The organism is Microbulbifer maximicatervae (SeqCode) (assembly GCF_052467305.1).
Genome location: NZ_CP174306.1, coordinates 1065479 through 1086317 on the forward strand (window position 1 = coordinate 1065479; position 20839 = coordinate 1086317).

14 protein-coding genes are annotated in these 20839 nt (G+C 45.8%); 4 read left to right on the forward strand and 10 right to left on the reverse strand.

Annotated elements, in window-relative coordinates:
- Window positions 1-299: 299 nt before the first annotated feature.
- The 5 genes from ACJJI4_RS04895 to ACJJI4_RS04915 form a co-directional block, all read right to left on the reverse strand.
- Entirely contained in the window at window positions 300-1199 is a 900-nt protein-coding gene (locus tag ACJJI4_RS04895) for an alpha/beta hydrolase (RefSeq protein WP_444927274.1), read from the reverse strand.
- 246 nt (window positions 1200-1445) lie between these two features.
- Entirely contained in the window at window positions 1446-2378 is a 933-nt protein-coding gene (locus tag ACJJI4_RS04900) for an ROK family protein (protein WP_444927275.1), read from the reverse strand.
- A gap of 465 nt (window positions 2379-2843) precedes the next feature.
- Window positions 2844-5348 (reverse strand): TonB-dependent receptor, encoded by a 2505-nt coding sequence (locus tag ACJJI4_RS04905; RefSeq protein WP_444927276.1) that lies wholly within the window; start codon window positions 5346-5348, stop codon window positions 2844-2846.
- A gap of 353 nt (window positions 5349-5701) precedes the next feature.
- Window positions 5702-6688, reverse strand: coding sequence for a glycoside hydrolase family protein (locus ACJJI4_RS04910; RefSeq protein ID WP_444927277.1), 987 nt, complete (start codon window positions 6686-6688; stop codon window positions 5702-5704).
- A 114-nt stretch (window positions 6689-6802) separates the two neighbouring features.
- A complete protein-coding gene (locus tag ACJJI4_RS04915) occupies window positions 6803-8023 on the reverse strand; it encodes an ROK family transcriptional regulator (protein WP_444927278.1) in 1221 nt (406 codons plus the stop codon).
- A 246-nt stretch (window positions 8024-8269) separates the two neighbouring features.
- Here ACJJI4_RS04915 and ACJJI4_RS04920 point away from each other — a divergent pair, with 246 nt between their 5' ends.
- Together ACJJI4_RS04920 and ACJJI4_RS04925 are read left to right on the forward strand one after the other, a co-directional pair.
- Entirely contained in the window at window positions 8270-9871 is a 1602-nt protein-coding gene (locus ACJJI4_RS04920) for a sodium:solute symporter (protein ID WP_444927279.1), read from the forward strand.
- Window positions 9872-10029: 158 nt separating this feature from the next.
- Window positions 10030-11244 carry a hypothetical protein gene (locus ACJJI4_RS04925; RefSeq protein ID WP_444905879.1) on the forward strand — a complete coding sequence of 405 codons (1215 nt, stop codon included), beginning with the start codon at window positions 10030-10032 and terminating at the stop codon, window positions 11242-11244.
- A gap of 64 nt (window positions 11245-11308) precedes the next feature.
- Here the strand turns inward: ACJJI4_RS04925 and ACJJI4_RS04930 are convergent, their stop codons facing one another.
- The 5 genes from ACJJI4_RS04930 to ACJJI4_RS04950 form a co-directional block, all read right to left on the reverse strand.
- Window positions 11309-11641: a hypothetical protein gene (locus ACJJI4_RS04930; protein ID WP_444927280.1), complete on the reverse strand. Its 333-nt coding sequence runs from the start codon at window positions 11639-11641 to the stop codon at window positions 11309-11311.
- Window positions 11642-11853: 212 nt separating this feature from the next.
- Window positions 11854-14955: an efflux RND transporter permease subunit gene (locus ACJJI4_RS04935; protein WP_444927281.1), complete on the reverse strand. Its 3102-nt coding sequence runs from the start codon at window positions 14953-14955 to the stop codon at window positions 11854-11856.
- A complete protein-coding gene (locus ACJJI4_RS04940; RefSeq protein ID WP_444927282.1) occupies window positions 14952-16034 on the reverse strand; it encodes an efflux RND transporter periplasmic adaptor subunit in 1083 nt (360 codons plus the stop codon). Before ACJJI4_RS04940 ends, ACJJI4_RS04935 begins: the two co-directional genes overlap by 4 nt.
- 576 nt (window positions 16035-16610) lie before the next feature.
- The gene (locus ACJJI4_RS04945) at window positions 16611-16907 is read right to left on the reverse strand and encodes a hypothetical protein (RefSeq protein WP_444896582.1); all 297 of its coding nucleotides are present in this window, start codon (window positions 16905-16907) and stop codon (window positions 16611-16613) included.
- A gap of 22 nt (window positions 16908-16929) precedes the next feature.
- Complete coding sequence (locus tag ACJJI4_RS04950; RefSeq protein ID WP_444927283.1) at window positions 16930-18504, reverse strand: VCBS domain-containing protein; 1575 nt, start codon at window positions 18502-18504, stop codon at window positions 16930-16932.
- A gap of 378 nt (window positions 18505-18882) precedes the next feature.
- Between ACJJI4_RS04950 and ACJJI4_RS04955 the strand changes: the two genes are divergently transcribed.
- Both ACJJI4_RS04955 and ACJJI4_RS04960 read left to right on the forward strand, forming a co-directional pair.
- A complete protein-coding gene (locus ACJJI4_RS04955) occupies window positions 18883-19518 on the forward strand; it encodes a CHAP domain-containing protein (RefSeq protein ID WP_444927284.1) in 636 nt (211 codons plus the stop codon).
- Window positions 19519-19663: 145 nt separating this feature from the next.
- The gene (locus ACJJI4_RS04960) at window positions 19664-20833 is read left to right on the forward strand and encodes a hypothetical protein (RefSeq protein ID WP_444927285.1); all 1170 of its coding nucleotides are present in this window, start codon (window positions 19664-19666) and stop codon (window positions 20831-20833) included.
- The last annotated feature ends 6 nt before the right edge of the window (window positions 20834-20839 follow it).

The window sequence follows — 20839 nt, forward strand, 5'->3', positions numbered from 1 at the left end:
ACTCTGAAGAACAGATTAGGTGATTTTATTGTTGCCGGACCATAGAGAAATCTATACTCTCTGGCCTATTCGATAGGTAGAATGATTTTTGATTGGCCAATTGTTTACAGCTAAGGCTTTGATCATTAGTCAATTGTCTAATATAGGCTATTAGTTTTGTAATATCTCAGATCGATCTGTAGTGTGCCACTACAGCTGGGAAGGGTTATTTTCTTGTGCGTACGATTTTGTGAAGCAGTCTTTTGGGGGTTATTTCATTCTTAATCAATATTGTGTTACTAAAGGGTAAAATAAGTTTATTAGAAAGAATATTTTCTAGGTAGTACCTTAGCCTTAAAGACCTTTTCTATCCCTCGATCATAGCCTGGATTAACAACACTACCGTGATTCTCGTTATCAAATACACGTTTTCTTAGGGTAAGGCTATTGTAGTTACGGGACTTCAGTCTTTTTACTAGTTGAGAGAAGTCTTTTACTGCGCAAACTGAGTCGATTTCACTGCAAGTTTCCTCACCACCAATAAATAAATACACGCTTTTTCCCAAATCAGCATTGCGTTCTGCATAGGCCAATTCACTATCTAAAATTTGCTTATCGGCCCACCAAATACTGGGGCTTCCAATAACATATCGGTCAAAGCTATTGGTGTGGTTAAAAAGTGCATGGAGAGCCAGAAGCCCACCCAGGGAATGGCCCACTAGGGTTTCGTCTTCTTCATTCCCTTTAAAATTGTTATTGATAAAGGGTTTGAGTTCCTCTTCGATAAACTCAAGAAAGTGATCGGCGCCTCCACCTAGTTCAGAACCTTTGATCACACCGGGCACGGGGGTGAAATCCATTACTCGCTGGGCGAAATTCGGACTATCAAAAGCGTGGGAGATACCTACCAGAATTACAGGGGGCATTTTGACATTGCCAAACTCATCGGGAACCTGTTCTTGAATAAGGTTAGGGGCTGTCATAGGGAAATGCAGGAAGCCATCGGTCATATAAATAACTGGATAGCGATCAGTGTTTTCCGGGGTGTACGAGAGAGGCAGCATTATGTCGATAACGTACTCACGCTCTAGTAAATCAGAGTAAAAGTTGTAGGACAGTATCCCCGGGCGGGTGAAAGTTGTGGGTTCGGCACTGCCGGCTGCTGCCAGCTGGCAACAGGTACTAAGAATACCTATCACTAATAATCTAATTATTTTCATTGCTATCCCTGAGGGGCGCTGAAACTTACCTGTTATCGCCCTGCTTACTAGAGGTATCTATATGGAAGCCTAACAGATAGGTAAAGGGAATCGCTAGCTGGGGAGGGGGTTACTGCCGCAGGAATCACTCTGCATAGCAAGTTTTTGCTCAAGAAGTGGTGGTAATCACAGAAATAGGGATATTACACGTGGGAACCACGCCCACTGAGAAGAGGATGGGCGGGAAGGGGATGTCCCCTCCCTGGTTTAGGCAATGACGTTTTTAGTGTTGTATAGGTGCTGGGCCATCCGCAGAGAGCCGACTTCACCGGATCTTCCCACTAGTTTTGGTGCAACGATATACCGTTCAATATTACTTTCTGAGACTTGGGGAAAGTAACCACCGGCTAAGGCTAGGAATTTTTGTCTTATGCGATTGAATAGGTGCGCCTGTATCATCACTCCACCCCCCAGTATGATCCGCTGTGGTGAGTAGCAGCTGGTAAGGTTGACACACATAGTGGCTAGGTACTCCGCCTCCAGGTCCCAGGCCGGGTGGTGTTGTTCCAGGTGTTGGCCACGCAGTCCCCAACGCTCCTCTATCGCAGGGCCTGAGGCCAGTCCTTCAAGGCAGTTGTTATGAAATGGGCAGTTGCCTTTAAAAGAATCCTTTTGGCTGTCTCTAGGCATCAGCATATGCCCAATTTCCGGGTGCATAGATCCATTGATCAGCTGCCCGTCGATCATAATGCCGGCGCCGATACCGGTACCGATGGTGACGTAGACAAAGTTCTTAACATCTATAGCGGCGCCGCAGAGGTGCTCTCCAAGGGCGGCGCCATTAACATCTGTATCGAAAGCAACTGGTACCGACAGGGCTTGGCTGAAGTAGCCAGCCATATTGGTATTGGACCAGCCAGCTTTAGGTGTTTGGGTGATATAGCCATAGTAGGCGGATTCTGGGTCCAGGTTTACCGGACCAAAGCTGGCTATGCCCAGCGCACAAACAGTGCCGTGGCGCTGACTGCTTTCGTGAAAAAACTGAGCGACCTTGGATAGCGTATGTTCTGGATCGGTGGTTGGGAAGCTGGCTCGCTCACGGATGTCATTAATCCCAGCGGCTACCACACAGTTAAATTTGGTACCACCGGCTTCAATTCCGCCGAGCAAGGTATCTACCGCATTGCCTTGCATTTCCATCCTAATCCGCTCCCCGGGTTACATAAGTTATTCGTATTATCAGTTGATGGTTGCTGAAATTACACTACTGATAGTTTATAGCTGGTTATATTGTTTCTGAAAGAAAAAAACCGAGCGCCGGTGGGGGCCAGACGCTCGGGGTTTGCAAAGCTATGGGCAGAACTGCAAACCACTTACTAGGGAGCCTCTGAGCAATTCCGTAATATCTCTGCGGGTCTTGAAGGCTGCAGGTGTTAGGCGCAGCTCGCCGCGAATGGCCTTCGTCCTTTGCAAGAGCTGCAACGCAGCAGCTGTGGCCTCCAAGGCCCGCCCTACGGGGCTTTCAGAGCGATCCACACTCCGCGTTACGACTTCTTGAAAGGTCTGGACATTTCTACAAAGTCGCGCCTTGATTGTGAACCGCTCTGAAAGCCAGAGGCATCACGGAATTGCTCAGAGGCTCCCTACAGTAGGGAAGAACAACGATCAAAAAGCGTAATTGAAACTGACACTTGTGGAGCGGCCACTGATAGCCCGTCCGCGTACTATGTCTCCAACTTCTGCGTAAGACTCTTCAACTTCGGTAACAACAAATTCATCGGTGAGGTTGTTTACATTAAAGGAAACGGTAAGGTCTTCTGTCAGGTAATAAGAACCAAACAGATTGACCAGGACATAACCTTCCTGTTTCAACTGGTTGGAGTCAGAAACAAAATATTCTGTAGACCCTTGGAGGCTTGCACCAAATGTAAAGTCATCGCCAAAGTTATATTGCGGTGTAATCGTGTAAATGAAATCAGCTTGACGGCGCGGGGTATTACCTACGACAGAACTGTCGTTGGCATCTTTTGAAATTTCGGCGTCGGTCCAGGTGAGGTTTCCATTTACGGAAAAGTCTCCATAACTGTAGGCTGCTTCCAGCTCGATTCCTTGGGCTTCATACTCGCGTACAAACGTTAAGCCGCTAGTGATTTCTGCATTGGTCTCTTCAGTGACCGTATTGAAGTAAGTTGCAAAGAAATCCAGATCGCCGGTTGAGAGTTTGTATCCAATTTCCAGCTGGTCCACAGAGTCGAAGCCATCGGTGGTGTCGGTTAGGCTTCCGTCACTGTTGAGGGCGCCGCTAATTTGTAGAAGCCGATCGGCAATTGCTCGACCACCCTCGCTGTAGCGGGCAAAAATAGCCATGCTGTCGTTGAGAATATAATTTCCACCGAGAGAGAAAGAGGTGTTGTCTGCGTCGTAGTCAACGAGCTGGGTGGATCCGTTGGCCATTGTGATGACGCCGCCGGTGAATCCAAAAGCATCGGAAGCGCTAGCACTTTCCACGTCGCTGATAATACCATCGCCATTCAGATCGTAGTCTGTATCACCACCGCAGCAGCTGGAAACCAGGGAGCCTTTGGCATTGACCATATCGTGGCGGGCACTGACATCGAAGGTAAAGTCGCCGATGTCGATCGCCACATTCATATAGGGTGCATAAGTTTCATATTCCAGGTCCCAGGCCCAGGAAAGAAAGCTTGCAGACCAGACCCCATCGTCTACCAGTACATCTCCGTTGGCATTGGCAGTTATGGTGAGGTTTTCAGAATTGCTGCCGTCAACAGTTTGAACTAGGGCATTCCAACTATTCCAGCTGGTTTTGATATTTTGGTTGGAGTAATAGAATCCACCGGAAACAACAATATTATCGCCAATTAATTTATCGACTTTAAAGTCGTTAACTATCAGACCCAAATCGTGTATTTCTGTATCAAAGAGCAGGTCGACATAGGCGAGGCCTTCGGCCTCTTCACCATTGGCATAAGTCACCGTTGTGCCGGCGCTACAGTCTATGGCTTCTCCGCTACTGGCTACGGCATTTGCACAAATGGTATCAGCCATATCCTGTGTGGATTGTGGTCCGTAATCGCCGAAAGTATCGGTAAAGGGGGAAATAAAGCTGCCGCTAACATCAGAAATTCTGAATTTGTCGGTAACAGTCCAGCCATCATTAAATTCGAACTTGGTTTCAAAGCCATAGGCTTCTACCAGTGATTCGATACCGTCGGATAAGTCGCGGGTTACCGGATTGCCGTAGGCATCAAAAGTGGAAATGTATCGATTATTATCGGAATGCAGGGTTTGGCTGCTGGCATCGAAGTTGGCAACCGTGCCGAATTCACCATCGCCTTTATAGGTTACAGGGCCAGGAAGATAAGTTGTTACCCGGTCATCGAGATGTTTGTAATAGAGGCGGACATAACCGTTATCAAACTCTTTGGTGAGGTTGGCCTTGAGTTGGCCGCCGGAATCCCCATCAAAGCCGGTCTCGCGGATGCCTTCCCCCTCTCTTAAAAATCCGCCGACATAGAATCGCAAAGAATCATTCAAGTGGTGGCCATAGCCAAAGTCCAGGCGGGATTCATCGTAGTCCGCACCAAACGAAAGTCCTACATTACCACCCTCTTCTTCGCCGGTATTGCTGATCATATTGATCACACCGCCAGGGGAATTGCTGGCAAAGGTGGAGGCAGAGCCGCCGCGTACGCTTTCTATACGTGCGAGAGAGGAGTCGGTGCGAACAAAGTTGTCAGTGTTACCGAAATTAATATCGCCGTATTCTAATACAGGCAATCCGTCTTCCTGGATTTGCATATATTTGGAGCCGCCAGTTGCCAGGGGAATACCTCTAACGGTGATATTTGCATTGCCGCCGCCACCGGAGGATTCCGCCCGAATACCGGGTAAGCTGCGGAACAGCTCTGCGGTAGAGCGCGGGGCGTACTTCGCCATTTCCTCTGTGTCCAGTGCACTAACGGATACGCTGGATTCCATCTTGGTAACCGGTCGGGCGGTTGCGGTAACCATCACCTCTTCAATTTCCGGCATTTCCTCAGCTGTTGCCGGTACCGCAACGCTGGAGGCCATGGCAACTGCCAGGGCTATGGAGTGTGGTTTAAAGTGTTTCTGTGTCTCTGAACCTGCTTGGAAGCCCTCTGCAATCACGGCGCTCTCCTCAATCATCTCTTATGGTTATTAGATTTTTCACGGCCCGTTCTCTGCGGGCTCGAGACTCTCTTCCTGTTACCGCATGGGTGGGATCTCTCCCCGCGAACACATTTATTAAATCACTGTGATTTAATAAAGGCAATACGAAAATTTGTGGAATTTACGAAGTGGAATCAGCAAATAGATAAGTAAACCAAGGGGAAGCAGTGATTTTCGCGGTAACGATCTTTGCTTCTGGTGACAGCGCTGCTTGTCTTTCTAAGTAGCACTGGTTGCGGGAGAAGGGGATACGGGGCAGTAGATGCTTCTGGTGAGCATCTACCTAAGGATTTGGTTGCGATTCCTGCCTGCTAGTCTTTGGCCAATTCCAGTTGTCCATCGTCCATAAACTCGATGCGTTTGGGGTCGCAGATACCGCCGATAAAGTTGCCCTCGGCATCGTCCCTATTAAAAGCCAGCAGATACCAATGTTGGTCCGGCCCCTGGATAACCCGGCCGGAATAGAGTGATCCCTGCTGGTCTGCGCCGATAAAGCCATCTCCAACCACTTCGTATGGGCCATTCAGATCATCGGCGATAAAATATTTTGTGCCAGTCAGTGGTGTACCCTGCATGGATTGTCGATGGGCAGCGCTGTGGAACTTTGTCGATACTGAGCAGAATAAGTAGTAGCGGCCATGGATGTATTCAATTTGCGGTACTTCCATTTCGCCATACCAGCCGGGAGCCAGTACCGGTTGCCCCACTTTCCAGTGAATTAAGTCCGTTGAACTGGCATAGCCAACTGCGCCACGCCCATCTGGGCTGCCCTGGTTACAGCGCGCAGTGACATACATATGGTAGAGATTCTGCGAGGGGTCCTTAACGATCCATGGGTCACGCCAGGATGCATCGTGCCAATACTCAAGGTTCAGGCCATCGTAGAAATTGGGATCTAATTCCACCAGGGGGTTGTTGGGGTGTTTTTCCCAGTGTAATAAGTCCTTGGAAGTTGCCAGGCAGACCCGCTGAACCAGGCCTTTCTCTGAATATTTAGTACCGGTATAAAACATATACCAGGTATCGCCTTCCCTGTGTACACAGCCGGTCCAGGTAGTGTAAGAGTCTGCAGCTTCCTCACTGGCGGTTGCAGTTCGAGGTGAGGGTTTTAATGCATCCTGGAGCGTTGTCCAATGAATAAGGTCCGTAGAAACGGCATGACCGACAGATACATTCCAATGGCGCAGCTCAGGATCGCCCAGTGATTTATCGGCTTGAAGGTAAAATACATGGTACTGGTCGCCGTCCTGCGCGAACCAAAAATCCCATACCCATTTATTATCGAGATTAAATGCCATGATATTTACCTCATTAGTGCTGATTGGAAATTTGCCGGTGAGTTATTGCTTTGATTATTCTTAAGGAGCCCAGAGTTATTTTTATGCTTTTCTGGGGTTCCAATTAAGGCGCAATCAGGTAGATATTCTTCCTGGTATGCCGCCCTTTAATAGAACTGTTTTATCCGGTGCAAAAATTGAGTAAAAAGGCAAAATCGCACCGCCTGTGGCGATGGCATCGACTCCAATTTTTCCACTGACAATTTTGGGCGCAAATACGCCTGAAGGCGCCACCTGCTTTATCCTGCGAGAAATCATTTCGACCAGTTCGTCTAATAAAAAGCGGGGTAAATGCGCATCGACAATAATAGCCTCCAGGTCCAGTACGCTGTTTGCCGATAGAAATGCATAAACCAGCGCATCTGCACAGTCGTCCAGCCACTCCTGGATCTGAGGGCGGGCCTGGTCCATTACCGTTTCAAGTTCGGAAGTGCTGGTAATTTCGATGCCGCACTCTCGTAAATGTCTGCGCAGCCCAAATAGTGAAGCGCGATTGAGGAGTAGCTCAAATGCCCCTTGATTTTCAGGGGTACTGCTAAGTTTTGAGGGGGGCACTGGCAGGGAAACCAGATTGCCCGCATTGCCATGGACGCCGGTTTCCAGGCTGCCATTTAATACCAGGCCTCCACCGATAAAGGTCCCGATATAAACGTAGAGAAAATTGGATATGTCTTGGCCATTGCCAAACTGCAATTCGGCAACAGCAGCAGCTGAACAGTCGTTCTCGAAGAAGACCGGCAGATGTGTGCGCTGAGCAACTTCTTCAGCAAAATTAATTTCTTTCCACTGGGCCGCTAGTTCCTCGCTCATATTGAGCTCTTCAGTCCAGGCGCCGATAAACCAGGGCATAGCGATACCAACGCCCACTAGTTTCCCTCTGTCTTTAGCGGGTAGGGTATCAGTAAGTGCCTGGAGGCCCGATTCAATTTTTGCCAATAAAAATTCGGGCTCCGGGAATTCAAACTCGTGGCAAATTTTCTTTAGTACTGTGCCACCAAAATCCATTAGTAGCAGCTCGATATTGCGCCGTCCCACCTTGATGCCGACAGAGTAAGCACCAGTAGGGTTAATAACGTACATAATCGAGGGTTGGCCTTTGCCGCCCAGCCGGCGTCCCTCTCGCATCACCAGTCCTGCGTTTTCCAAATCATCGACAATCCGGGTAACCGCCTGAGCGGTGAGGTCAGTTTGGCGCGCTAGGTCGGACTTGGAGGCTGCGCCAGTCTTCCGCAAGGTCGTGAGCACCACTCGCTCGTTATAGCGGCGTAAACCACTGGAATTACTACCTTTACCCATCCGTGCCCCCTGAGATGAAACGTGATCTGATCCGGCCACCGATTGTCCGGCTCTATTGTTAAAAGTGTAACTTTAAAGCCTTTGCTTAGTCTATTGGCTTCGTTGGTACTAAGATCCGAGTTTATATAACTTATTGATTAGTATAGCTTTTTTTGTTTATTGAAGCTTGGCTTTACTTAATTAAATCACTGTGATTTAATTTTTGACCAAGTTCAAGCAAATCATTCTAAAAATACGCTGCTAGCAGTGAACGAGGAAGTTATGCCGGTCGATTTTGGTCTTCACCCAGTCGATGCGACCATTTTGGTCGTCTATTTTGTTTTCACCATCGGCCTTGGGCTCTTCCTAAGTCGCCGCCACGATACTGCAGAAGACTACTTCCTGGCTGGGAGAAAAATGGTATGGCCCTTGATTGGCTTATCCCTGTTCGCTTCCAATATATCGAGTACCACTTTGATTGGCTTGGCCGGAGATGCTTACAGCACTGGCATAGCGGTCTTCAACTATGAGTGGATGGCGGCGGTTATCCTGGTTTTCTTTGCCGTTTTCTATCTGCCCACAATTCTTCGCTCGCGCATTTACACAATGCCGGAAATGCTTGAGCGTCGCTTTAACAGCACCGCGCGCACTTATTTTTCGGGATTGACTATTTTCCTGAATATTGTGGTTGATACTGCAGGTAGCCTCTATGCAGGGGCCCTGGTAATGAAATTGATATTTCCTGAATTACCAATTTGGACCACGATTTCAATTTTGGCGGTGATCGCGGGTATCTACACCATCTGTGGAGGTCTGGCGGCCGTTATTTATACCGACACCATTCAGGCGCTACTGCTGATATTTGGTTCAATCCTGATCAGTATTTTTGCCCTGGATCGCGCAGGAGGTTGGGAAAATGTTGTATCCCAGGTCTCGGCGGAACAATTGAGTCTGATACGGCCCATAGGTGATTCGAGTGTGCCCTGGTTGGGGCTAATTACGGGAGTCACCCTGCTGGGATTTTATTTCTGGTGTACTAACCAATTTATGGTGCAAAGGGTACTCAGTGCGAAAGATGTCAATCACGGCCGCTGGGGAGCCTTATTTGCCGGTCTGCTCAAACTTCCCGTGCTGTTTATCATGGTTCTGCCTGGCACTATGGCGATTGTTATTTTCCCGGAACTAGAGCGCGCAGATATGGTTTATCCCACTCTGCTATTTGAGCTGTTGCCTGTCGGTATCCTGGGGCTAGTGTTGGCCGGTTTTGTTGCTGCACTAATGTCGCAAATTGATTCCACGCTTAATTCAGCTTCCACGCTGGTGACCATGGACTTTGTGCGGAAGTTTTTTCCAGGCCTAAACCAGCACCAGTTAATGCGTGTAGGTCAGCTGGTCACCTTTATCTTTATGATACTTGCCGTACTTTGGGCACCACAAATTGAGAGTTTTGGTTCCTTATTCCAGTATCTGCAGAAGGTGCTTTCCTATGCAGTTCCCCCTGTACTGGCACTTTTCCTGATCGGATTCTTTTGGCGTGGTGCTAACTCCAGGGGAGCTATGGCTACTTTGCTGTTAGGTACCTTGGGCGGTGCTGGCCTCTTTTTTGTCAATGAAGTCTTCGACTGGACAAGCTTACATTTCCTCTATATTGCTCCAATTTTATTTGTCTTCTGTTCACTGGTATTGGTGATTGCCAGCCTGCTTTATCCTACTGAGATTAGCGAAGAAGCCAAGTCTTTCACTTGGTCTAAAAGCGATTTTGACACTGAGACCGTATCCCTAAAAGCACAGCCATTATGGCAGAACTATCGAGTTCTATCTGTGCTACTGCTTGTGGTTACTGCGTTGGTGGTGGGTTCGTTCTGGTAGCGCGAAGTCAGATTACTTCTATTTTTCACCCCACAGGATGGAAAACTTAAACAATAAAGGCAATACAGGAGGGTTGGACACGGACGAAGTTGACAAAAGGTTGTACTCAGATAGTTGTATCCGTTTAAAAGAATAATCTTATAAAGAAGGTGTTGACTATGAAGTATTTCGTCACAGCGATGTTAGGTTTATTGGCTTCTGTGCAGATTAGTGCAACAGAAAATATTTTGGATCAGTACTTTAATACATCAGATAATGGTGGGACCCTAAGGTACGATACAATATTTCAGTATGGTAAGAGTGGGAATGGTAGCGATTTCGATATGTGTGATAGCTATGTTACCACCCGAATCCCTGGAGACAAGATCACCGCTATAACCAGTTTTAGCGGTGATGAGAGAATCAAAGGGTTAAAACTCGAATACTTATATGCAGGAGATGAGGAGGTTGGCAAAACCACAATCTCCGGGTATCGAAAGTTGCTTGGTGCTACCGAATATATTCAGGGTTGGCGCTTCTATAAAAAGCGCGATGGCAATATTTCCAGGATTCGAGTCTACTTGAAAGACATGGCTGATAACTCAACCCGTGATATTACCTTTGGAGGTAATAATGGCTGGTATAAGTGGGAGGAATACCATCTAAGTATTGGAACCCGGTCAGTAGTTGGATTTGCTGGTACTGCGAGTGATAGTAAAGTTTGGAGTATTTACCCTTGCGTTGCGGATCGTTTGGAATTGGTGGAATCTGGCGTAGAGATTCACTGGGATCAGATTGTGGAAACCCCCAACAATACCAGGACATTCTTTGGTGAGAGATTACTTGAAAACTCTGGCAGTATTGCCCAAAACGACAGTACAGAAGTCTGGTATACCGACGGGAAGAGTGAAACAGATACCTGGACTAATACTATGGGTATTTCGGTTACTGCTGGAGTTAGCTTGACCGAGGGTTACAAGGTCGGTGTTCCCGGCGCTGTTGAAAATAGTGGCTCCATTACATTCAGTTTTTCTGAGACTTTTAGTGTTTCAACGACCGTTGGGGAAACATCGACCAAAAGCAACCAGGAAACTGTTAAAGATGCCATGCCATCTAATGTACCCGCCTATGGATTGATGATGGCGCGGATGATGGTGGAAAATAGCGAGGTTGAAGTTCCCTATACCACAACGGTCATGAATCCCCATAATGGTGATGAGTTCGAGTTGTCAGGAGTTATCAAAGGTTCCAGCTATTCCAATGCGCGGAAACGCTGGGATGAAGTGGGGCGGGCCTATCCGACTCGTTATGAGATATACCAGAGTTATGCTTGGGTGATCGAGTACTATGGGTTGGAAAATGCAAGTTTGATAGATGATCCGGATGTTTTCTAGATTGATATTGATAAGAATTGACTGGCCCAAATTATAAAGGGCCAGTCAATCATATGAGATTTGGCTACTCATCATGAAACCGGATTGAGCCTAAGCGAATCCTGTCATCTTCACATCCGTAGTAACTGAACTTTACAGTTTTCTGGGACATATATGCGGAAAGCAGAAAAGATACTTTGGTGTTGTATATGGCAGAGTCGTCATTGATAAGAAAAAAGGTGTTCTTGCTCACGCAGCTCACCTCTGTCTCTGGATTGACAAATCCTCTAAGTCTGACATCTACACCATTCGAGTGTACTTTTAAGTAGTAAATTTGCGCCTTCTCTGTCCAAGCGGCATCGCTGATAAGTGGCAGTGTAAATGGGATACTCAAAAGTAAATATTTTAGAGACTTCATCCTTGATTCCTTACCCATTCATAAATGGTAATTAAACCCTTGCTCTCCGTTTTGGTTAACTACATCTTGTAAAACTATAGCAAATAAAGTTGCTTGAATAGGTGGCGCTCTGCGTCGTAAAGTACTTTTCGAAGTAAGTATTAACGCCCATGCTGGCACAAAAAATATGTTTCCAGTTTGGGCGTGAATAAATTGATGTCAAATGAGGGATATCATGCAGTAGAGGCTTCTGTCAGCTTTAGATCACTCTTTTGAGTAGTGTCAGGTGAGTGAGCGCTAAACAGCTTCTGTGATAGCAAGGCAGACATAAAAGCCAAGATAAATAAGGCGCTAAACACCATTCCACCGGTAATAACTGTCGCTAGACCGCGATAAATAGCTGCGCTACTTCCAGGGTTAAGCACTAAAGGAATATTGCCAAAGATACAGGTAATTGTTGTAAGCATAATGGGGCGGACACGCAAGCTGGCAGCCATATATATCGCCTTCAATTGATTAGCTCCGTTTTGCAATGACTTATTAAATTGGTTGACTAGTAGTATCGCATTATTAACTACCAGTCCCATTAAGATTACAAAGCCGATCATGGTTATTACATCCAGGCTTTGGGGGGTAAATAGATTTAAAATTTGTAAGCTAATCATTCCGCCTGCAAATGATAAGGGTACAGCACAGAGTACTGCTGCTGCTAACTTTGCGGACCTTTGGGCGAAATACATTAATAAGGCCAATACTCCGATAGCTGCTGAAAAAATTTTTAGGAACTCACTGAGGAACAGATTGAGTTCATTAGCGCTACCTCTAAACTGTGTATGAAGATCATTGTAGGAACTTCCTGATAAAAACTCTTTCACAGATTGATCAACATCCTCGACAAATGACTTCATAGCAACGCCTTCGGGAGGAGTTAAGTTTATTGATGCACTCACTTCCTGGCCGACACGAAGTATACTGGCTGGCGCTTGAGTGATTTTGGCGTCGGTCAATTCACGTAGAGGAATAAAGCCGTGACCGTTAATCAGTATCTCTGTATTTAAGAGCGTCTCAAGATTTTGCGGTTCTCTTGCTTTAAAGTAAAAAGGAAGAGTGTTGGTTCCCGTATAGAAGTGCCCAATATATATTCCATCGGTTAAAGCCATCAGATGATGATTTAATTCCGATATCGTAATACCTAAACGAGCTAATTGTACTAGCTTGGGTTGAAATTCAATACGAACCGCTCTATTTTGAAGTGCGCTTCCCTCTTGAATTTGCGCTTCTGGAAACTCTAAGCGTAAATGGCTCATAAGCTCACTCCCTGCCATCTGTAGTCGAGATAGCTCTGCCCCTTTGATATCTAACTGGCTAATACGGTTATTGGGTAGGGCAAACCTTAGTAAACCACCTTGTCTGAAATGTATTCGAGTCCCAATTAGTCCAAAGAGAGCTTTTTCATTTAGCCAGCTCTTTAGCTCTTCAAAATCCCAGTCCCCTTTTGTGTATAGATAGAGATTGCAATTATTTGGGTTGCAAATTATTCCATAGGTTGAAACTTGGTTCTCTATTTCTTCTCTATTGGCTGTGATTCTATTTACGACCCGTTCCCCAATTTCATTTCTTATGGTCTCTGTGGATAAAGGACTTTCAAAGTTGATATAAACAGAGACCATATTTTGTTTAGGGTCTGGGAGGACATCAATGTCAGGGCTAGAAATGAAAGTGGCAATGAGTGCGACGGGTAATCCTAACAAAATTATAGTGGAAGCGAGCTTAGGATTACTTGCAGAACGGATAGAAAGCTTCACCCACCATTCAAGCACCTTATTGATTTTGATACTACTGGATCCCTCCACAGAAATTGCTGCTTTTCCAAGTAAGTGTCTGGCCAATGAGGGTAGTATTAGTAGAGCAAACAATAGTGATGCTAATAATGCGCTTGAAATTGTGAATGCCAGGTCTTGAAAAAGCTGCCCTGTTGCTGATTGCATAGTAATAATGGGCAGGAATACGATAACACTGGATATTGTAGATGAAAATAATGAGCCCGAAACTTCTTTGGTTCCCCGCGTGATACTTTCCTGAATATTTATACCCTGCTTGCGCAGTCTTTGAATGTTTTCTACGACAATAATTGCTGCATCGACCATTAACCCGGTAGAAAGTGCAATCCCTGCAAGTGAAACAACGTTCATACTTCTATTTCCAAGATACATTCCCAGAACTACCAGAGAGATACAAATGGGAATGCTTAGAAATATTAGGGTTAGAGTTCTGGGGTTACGTAAAAACCAATAAATAACCAGGCAGGCGAGTAGTGAACCCAGCAAGAGGCTTCCGTATACCAGGCTGAGGGAATTCCGAATACCCGTGGAGTCATCCCGGCTTATGGCGAGCTTCATCCCCAATCGATTTAACTCTCCGTCATTTAATTCTTCTATTGTTGATTTGAGCTGGGCGATGGTTTCTAGAATATTGACATTTTCGGTAGGGCGTAGATAGAAGTATAGAGATCTATTGCCTTCAAGGGCAAAGTATAACCAATCTGAAGCTACACGCTCTTTTACCGAAGCAATATCCGAGAGTTGAATGATTTGGCTTTCTCGTGTTGCGATAGGTAACGTTGAGAGTTCCTCTAGTGGGATCTGACCCTTGAAATGAAGGGCATAATCTTTTGACCCAATTTTTAGATTTCCTCCCGAGCGATCCGTTAAGTTGTTTAGATTTTCGGTTATCTCACCAATGGTTAAAGAGTACCGAGTCATCTTTTCCGGGTCGAACTCAATATCGACCCGCTGGGCAGTGGGTGTGCCGGCTTCTTCAATGGACTGTACACCAGGAACTTTACTAAAGGCTGGCTTAACATGATTTATAAACGCGTCGATTAATTGAAGTTCGCTAGCCGGTTTCTCAGAATATAGGAAAAAAGATCCAAGCGTAGCCCCTGCGCCATTTGCAAAATTGAATACATCCGGTGTGCGAACTTGTGTTGGCCAATTGGGTACTTGGTTGATTTTGGACAGTACCTCAATATACATTTGCTCCATATTTGCCTCCGAATGGAAGTCAATTATGGTCCAAGCCCAGCTACTATTAACATTGGTTTGCAATTCTTTGAGGTGGCTTAGGCTAGAGAGTTCCTGTTCTAGTGGAGCAATTAGTATTTGTTCTATTTCTTCTGCGGTCTTTCCTGGCCAGGAGGTTGCGAGTGCAATTTGTGGACGATTAATGGATGGGAGTAGGGCGTTTGGTAAATTTATCCCGGCGATAACCCCGGCTATTATTAGGGTAAAGGTACAACAGATGATAATTGAGCTGTATTTCTCCAGGGACTTCATGTGTTTTCCCTCTTTGTTGGAGTAACGGCTTCATTGAGTTGTAACCCTTCGTGACCCAGTACAATCAAAAGATCGCCAGGAGCAATGCTTGAACGTACGACAAAGTAATTATCGAGAGTATCTATTATTTGCACCCTGGTACTAACTGCTCTTTGGTCGTTGTCTAGAGTCCAAACCTTATATTGTCGCCCATTCTCAAGAATTACGGCGTCACTAGGAATTTTAGTAATGTATTCTTGCTCGCTATGACCCGCGAAAGGGGTAAACATAGTTATTTCAAATCGCTGCCCAACCAGTAAGGATTTGAAATTTTGTCTGTTTACTTTAAAGTAGAGATTAAAGTTCTGTGTTTCTGGGTTTACTATATGGCTGATATTTCTGAGTTCAATATCTTGCTCCTTAATTTTGAAGGTGCTATTGCTTAGCAGACTTTCTTTATTTATATGTTCTTCAGGGAGACTGCATTCAATTTGGTTTTCAGTTAATGGGAGTAACTGCATAATTCTTTGTCCTGGATTGAGGTTTTCTCCAGGATTAGCTTCTATGCTTAAAACTTGACTATCGGTTTTTGCGTAGTGCAGTAATCGTTTAGAACGATATTCAGCCGTATTTAGTTGTTGTTCGAGTCTTTGCTTGGTTAATTGATAGGTGTCCACATTGAGCTTAAGGTTATTTAAATGAGACTGAGAAACCATGTCGGCGGAGCGAAGTTTCTCCAGTCTACCTAGTTCTTCTTCTGCATAGTTAAGCTGGCTTTGTGTTAATTCAATGTCAGTGCGAATGATCTTCATTTGCTGAGAGAGATAAAAGTCATCCTGGGCTGCTACTAGTTCACCAGCTTTGATAATGGAGCCAACAGGCTTTATTTCTATAAGTTCAGCATCTGAGTGGCTAGATATTTGATGTAGGGCAGGGGATGATACAGAGCAAAATAACTTTGTTCTAATAGCTTGCTCCCAGGGTTGCGCTGCTTCTACTAGTACTGTGCGGCTATCGTTGGCAAGGCTATTGGAGCCAATAATTAACAGAATAGGTGGGATGCTACCCATAAAGAGCTTTTTAATTTTACTGTTTCTCATCCTGAGGCTCTGGTCGGTTTTATTTCTTAGTTAATTGCTTAAACGCGGTAATTAGTATTTAAAATTAAAGAGACTGAAGTGCCTTTAGTATTATATTTGACTAAAAGGTATTTGGATGAGCTATTTGCTGCAATCTCGGTGCGGTAGGATGAAATCTACAAGGGGTGAGTTGTTCACGTTCAGAATTTTATAAAATGTCAACTTTCACAATGGATGTCTTTGGCGCCAGAAATTAGGCTCTACTGCATATATTACAGCGTTTATATGCCCAGCTGGAAATGGCGGCGGGAGTGGTGTTGTGAATATTAGAGTGGCTTGCCTGCTCGGGTTTTCTATCGGCGTAAGTTGAATAGGTCTGTTTGTAACTTACCTAAATGGTAAAGATGTGCCGATATTATAAGACTTAAATAATTAACTTTAATAATGTGGTCAGTAAAATGTATCTAGGTCTGAGGTGGCCAGGTGTTAGGCTAATTGGTGTTTTGTTAATCGGGTGCACTGATAATGTTCTGTACACCCGAATTGATCTATGCGGAATTTGTGAGGTAGGAGTTAAAATTATACTTAGAAAGGGCGTTATTCCTCTCGTCTTAACTCCAGGCGTTGAGATTCACGTATACGAAAACGCCGTTTGTTTTCTCGCTCTCCATGAATACGTACTCGCTCACCAGATTGCATACCTTTCTGCTTTGCCTCTTTGGCGTCGATAAAGTAGTAGTCACCGGTAGTTTCGTCTTTTACGGAGAAGCGGTGATCCACTTCTCCTGTTTGAAAGTTCTCGGAGATCTCTTCCTCTAACACGCCAGTTACAGTCTCTTCGGCAATTGCTGAAGAGGAAAGGGCGAGAAGTAGGGCTAAGGGTAGATTTTTCATTGCGGTCTTACTCCCCATTAAATTATTCATCATAAGTTACAGAAACAGTTGCAGAGTTGTTGTTGCTGTCAGTGGATAGGAATTCAATAGTGATCCCAGCTGATGAGTCAGTAAAGCTGTCCCCGGTAGTTGACAGTGTGGCTACCTGATTGGCGGTAACATTGTTATTACTGATGCCGCTAAGATAGTGAACCGTTACCGCATTTTCGTGGTGTGGACGGGGGTTGAGGGTGTCGTGCTCGACGTGGTATTCGATGTAATAGTAGTTTTCTCCATTCCTGCTACCAATGCTTTCGGCCTTTAAGAGCTGAGGAAGATCGCCACTCAGCTCACCAGCAGTAAGTTCTATGGCTTGAAACTCAATGCTAGTGGTGCTGCCTGCGACCGCCTCAATAGTTTCAGTGTATCCGGGGAATGAGTCATACCAGCCCATATAATCACGATGACCGCTTCCAAAGAGTCGTGATTGCCAAGCATTGCCCATTAGGGAGCCGTCACTACCATATTCACTCTCACCGCTATCGTTGGTATCCCCATCATTATTATTGTCATTGCCGGCGTGGCTCAGGCCAATATTGTGCCCAATTTCATGGCCCATAATCAGTTGATCACTATCTGCAATTATCATGCTCCAGCGGCCTCCGACAGAGGCGACTCCCGTGCCAACCAGCCCAGCACTGGCCGCAGCTTCCGGGAAAATGTAGACCCGATGACGCCAATCGTTGAGTTCTACGGGCTGGTTGTTGGAGTCTAGGTAATTGCTTTCGATCCAACTGGTTGCCCTATCTCTCCATGTATAGCCGCTATCGTTATATTCACTGCCCGAGCGAGATTCCGCATCGTCGATACTCAATACACCACCATTCTGACTGTCGGCAATGTTGTAGGTAAAGCAGTCTATAGAAGTGCTCTCATCATTGTCTTCACCGTAGCAGTATTGATCTAGTGAAGTGTCATTGCTTAGATGGCGGCTGAACTTTAGTTGTCCCAGGGAGTTTTCATGGTAGGCATTATCAAGAGAATCTGTGTCATTGAAAGCCATATTTGCAATTTGGGTAATGCTTAGATCATCTTCTACGGCAGCATCTGAGAAGTTCATAAAGATAAAGACAATGCTGCTTTCTGTGGCTTCGATGGTTTGAATAGAGAACACCACGGAGAGGGTGCTACCATCGGTGAGCTGGAAAGAGATTGTGTCCTCTACGGAGTCACCATCATTCAAATTCTGGGAATTGGTGTTTAATTGATATTCCCAGTTTCCACTTTCATAGAGGGTGAAATCTCCATAGCTTCCGGCCGCACTGCTGGCTTGAAAGGTGGGGCTGTTGCTATCGGTATCCTCAAGGCTGAGAGTGCCACTGGCATACTCTTGTACCCCTACGATAAGTGATGCTAGGGGATTGCTGGGGTTAAAGGTGTAGCCCCCCGTTTCTTCATCACTATCGGAACCATCAGAGCCACTATTATCACCGCTGTCGGTACTTGTTTCGGTTTCAGTAGTCTCATCGTTGGAATTACTACTGCTGGATCCTCCTCCACAAGCTGTAAGGAGAACCGATAAGCTGAATGCTGTAAGGAATTTTAGGGTATCAGGCATGACAAACTCGACGTATTTCTTAATCTAATTGAGCAAGGCGATTTGTAATTGATGGACAGCTGCTCAGTGGCCCGGTTCCTGCTGATTATTAGTTAAATAACTATATTTGGATTCTGGGTCACCTAAGGCAAAATAGCTATCGCTTTTTTGGCAGGTTGTGACGGTGTTGGATCAATTGCTATTAGCGTCTGTAAGTAGTGTGAACCCCGTTTGAGCAATTGATGACAGGGTTCAAAAAGTTAAGCAGGTGTAGTGGGTAGGATAAAGGAATGAGACCTATATTTGAACGTAGAATGTACTTAGCTCCATAAGCCATTTTCTAATGGCGGTGCTGAAATCGGGGTACTTATCATTGGGATCGATTAGTGAGGAATATGGATGTTGTCTTTCGTTGAAAGAGTCAAAGAGGTTGGAAGGAAAGGTAGGTTTATAGCTGTTGTGGCCTGTATAGGGCTTTTGATATTGATGTTATATCTGTTGGCCACCCGGCTAAACCTTAATACCACTTATTCTATCGGAGAGGTTATAGATTCACTTCACGGCGTAGAGGTCTATTACAATGGCGGAGTTAATAATGTCGAAGAGCGCAACACTTCGGAAGATGGTTATAATCTTGGCCTAAGATACCAGTGTGTTGAGTTTGTTAAGCGCTATTATTACGAGCGATTTGGGCACAAAATGCCGGATACATTTGGTCACGCTAAAGATTTTTTTGACCTGACGGTTCAGCATGGAAATTTGAATACCAAAAGAGGATTGCTGCAGTTTCGTAACCAAGGTAATACCCCTCCGGATATTGGCGATATCGTTGTCTATAACCCCTCCCTCTTTAACCCTTATGGCCATGTGGCTATCGTCTCTATGATAGATATAGAGAATGCTACCCTGGAAGTTATTCAGCAGAACGCGGGTCCATTTTCTCCCTCCCGAGAGCGTTACCCACTTATTTTCATGCCCCCAGGGCAATGGTATGTAGAGAATAACCGTATTCTCGGATGGTTGCGCAAAGAGTGATCAACTTTTCAGTGGGTTATTTAATGGATAACCCCCTCCATTAATCTCGGTCAAAAGCCATTTATCTGATTCCAGTACCGCTGGTCTTATCCGATGGTATGGGCCTGGAAGGTTGGTAGTGTGCTTCCCTCGAATGGAGGCAACTATGAAACTATATTCTCTTTGGGCGCTATCTCTACTGATTGGTAGTGCTACTAGCCAGGCGGATGCCCTTGAATCACAGTGGGAGCTTGCGATGACAGCCGCTTATGATCGCGCTTCTGATAGCTCACTTTTTGAGGCGCAATCAAGTGTATCTCGGCAAGCTTTACTAAAGGGGGCTCTACAGTATGAAGCTTGGGAAGGGCAGATCTCTGCATTCCATCAGGCAGAGCGCGGTGGCAATGAAGACTCAGAGCTGGTAGTTGAGGAGCTTTTCTGGCAGGGGAGCTGGCAGGACTGGGATTGGTTGCTGGGCAAACGCCGCCTGGACTTTGGTGTTGGTTATGGGCATCGCCCCCTGGATTGGTTTTTACCCATTGAGCGGAATCCGGTGTCACTTCAAGTGAGCGAAGGAGTTGGCGTAGTGTCGGCTAGCCGTTTCACTGAGAGCGGAGAGTTAAGTCTAATGCTGATAGATGCCGGTATCAGTCAGGTCTCTGGGGGAGACCTCCCAAGAGGACTGGCCATGCGCTGGTATCAGCTGGGACTGAGTGCCGAATGGCAGTTGCTGGGTTATATGGATGATCAACGAGGTGTAAACCTGGGAGGAAGCTGGGTTAATACCTATGGAGAGCAATGGGAGGTCCATGCGGAATGGCGTTATCAGCAGGAGTATTGGCGCTGGCTGCCCCCAGAATTGATGGCCATACCAAAACAAGAAAAAGCAAATGATGGTTGGCAGGCTCTTATAGGAATGACTTGGGCAAATAGTATTGGGCACTCCATTATTTTGGAGTACTGGTTTGATAGTCGCTCTTGGGGCAAAAATGAGTGGGGTCAGGTATTTGATCACAGCCAATGGTACCAGAATCAGGGGGTGCAATGGGATAGCTTTCGCCGGTCCTCTGCGATGGCCTTTTCTAATGATAATGCCTTAAGGCACAATCTGCTTTTACATTGGATGCTTTCCAATAATGAATATCATCCTAAAATCGATTTAGTCTATACCCCTGAAGATAGTGGCCTTTTTTTAACTATCGGTGGTGAGAGGAAGTTAACTGAAGATTGGGTACTTGGTGCGTCTGCAAGATTCTTTGGTGGTCGAGACGAATCTGCTTTTGCGCAGCTTCAAAGCCAGGCCGTATTTACCCTCAATACGACGATAGTTTTTTGAGTGGAG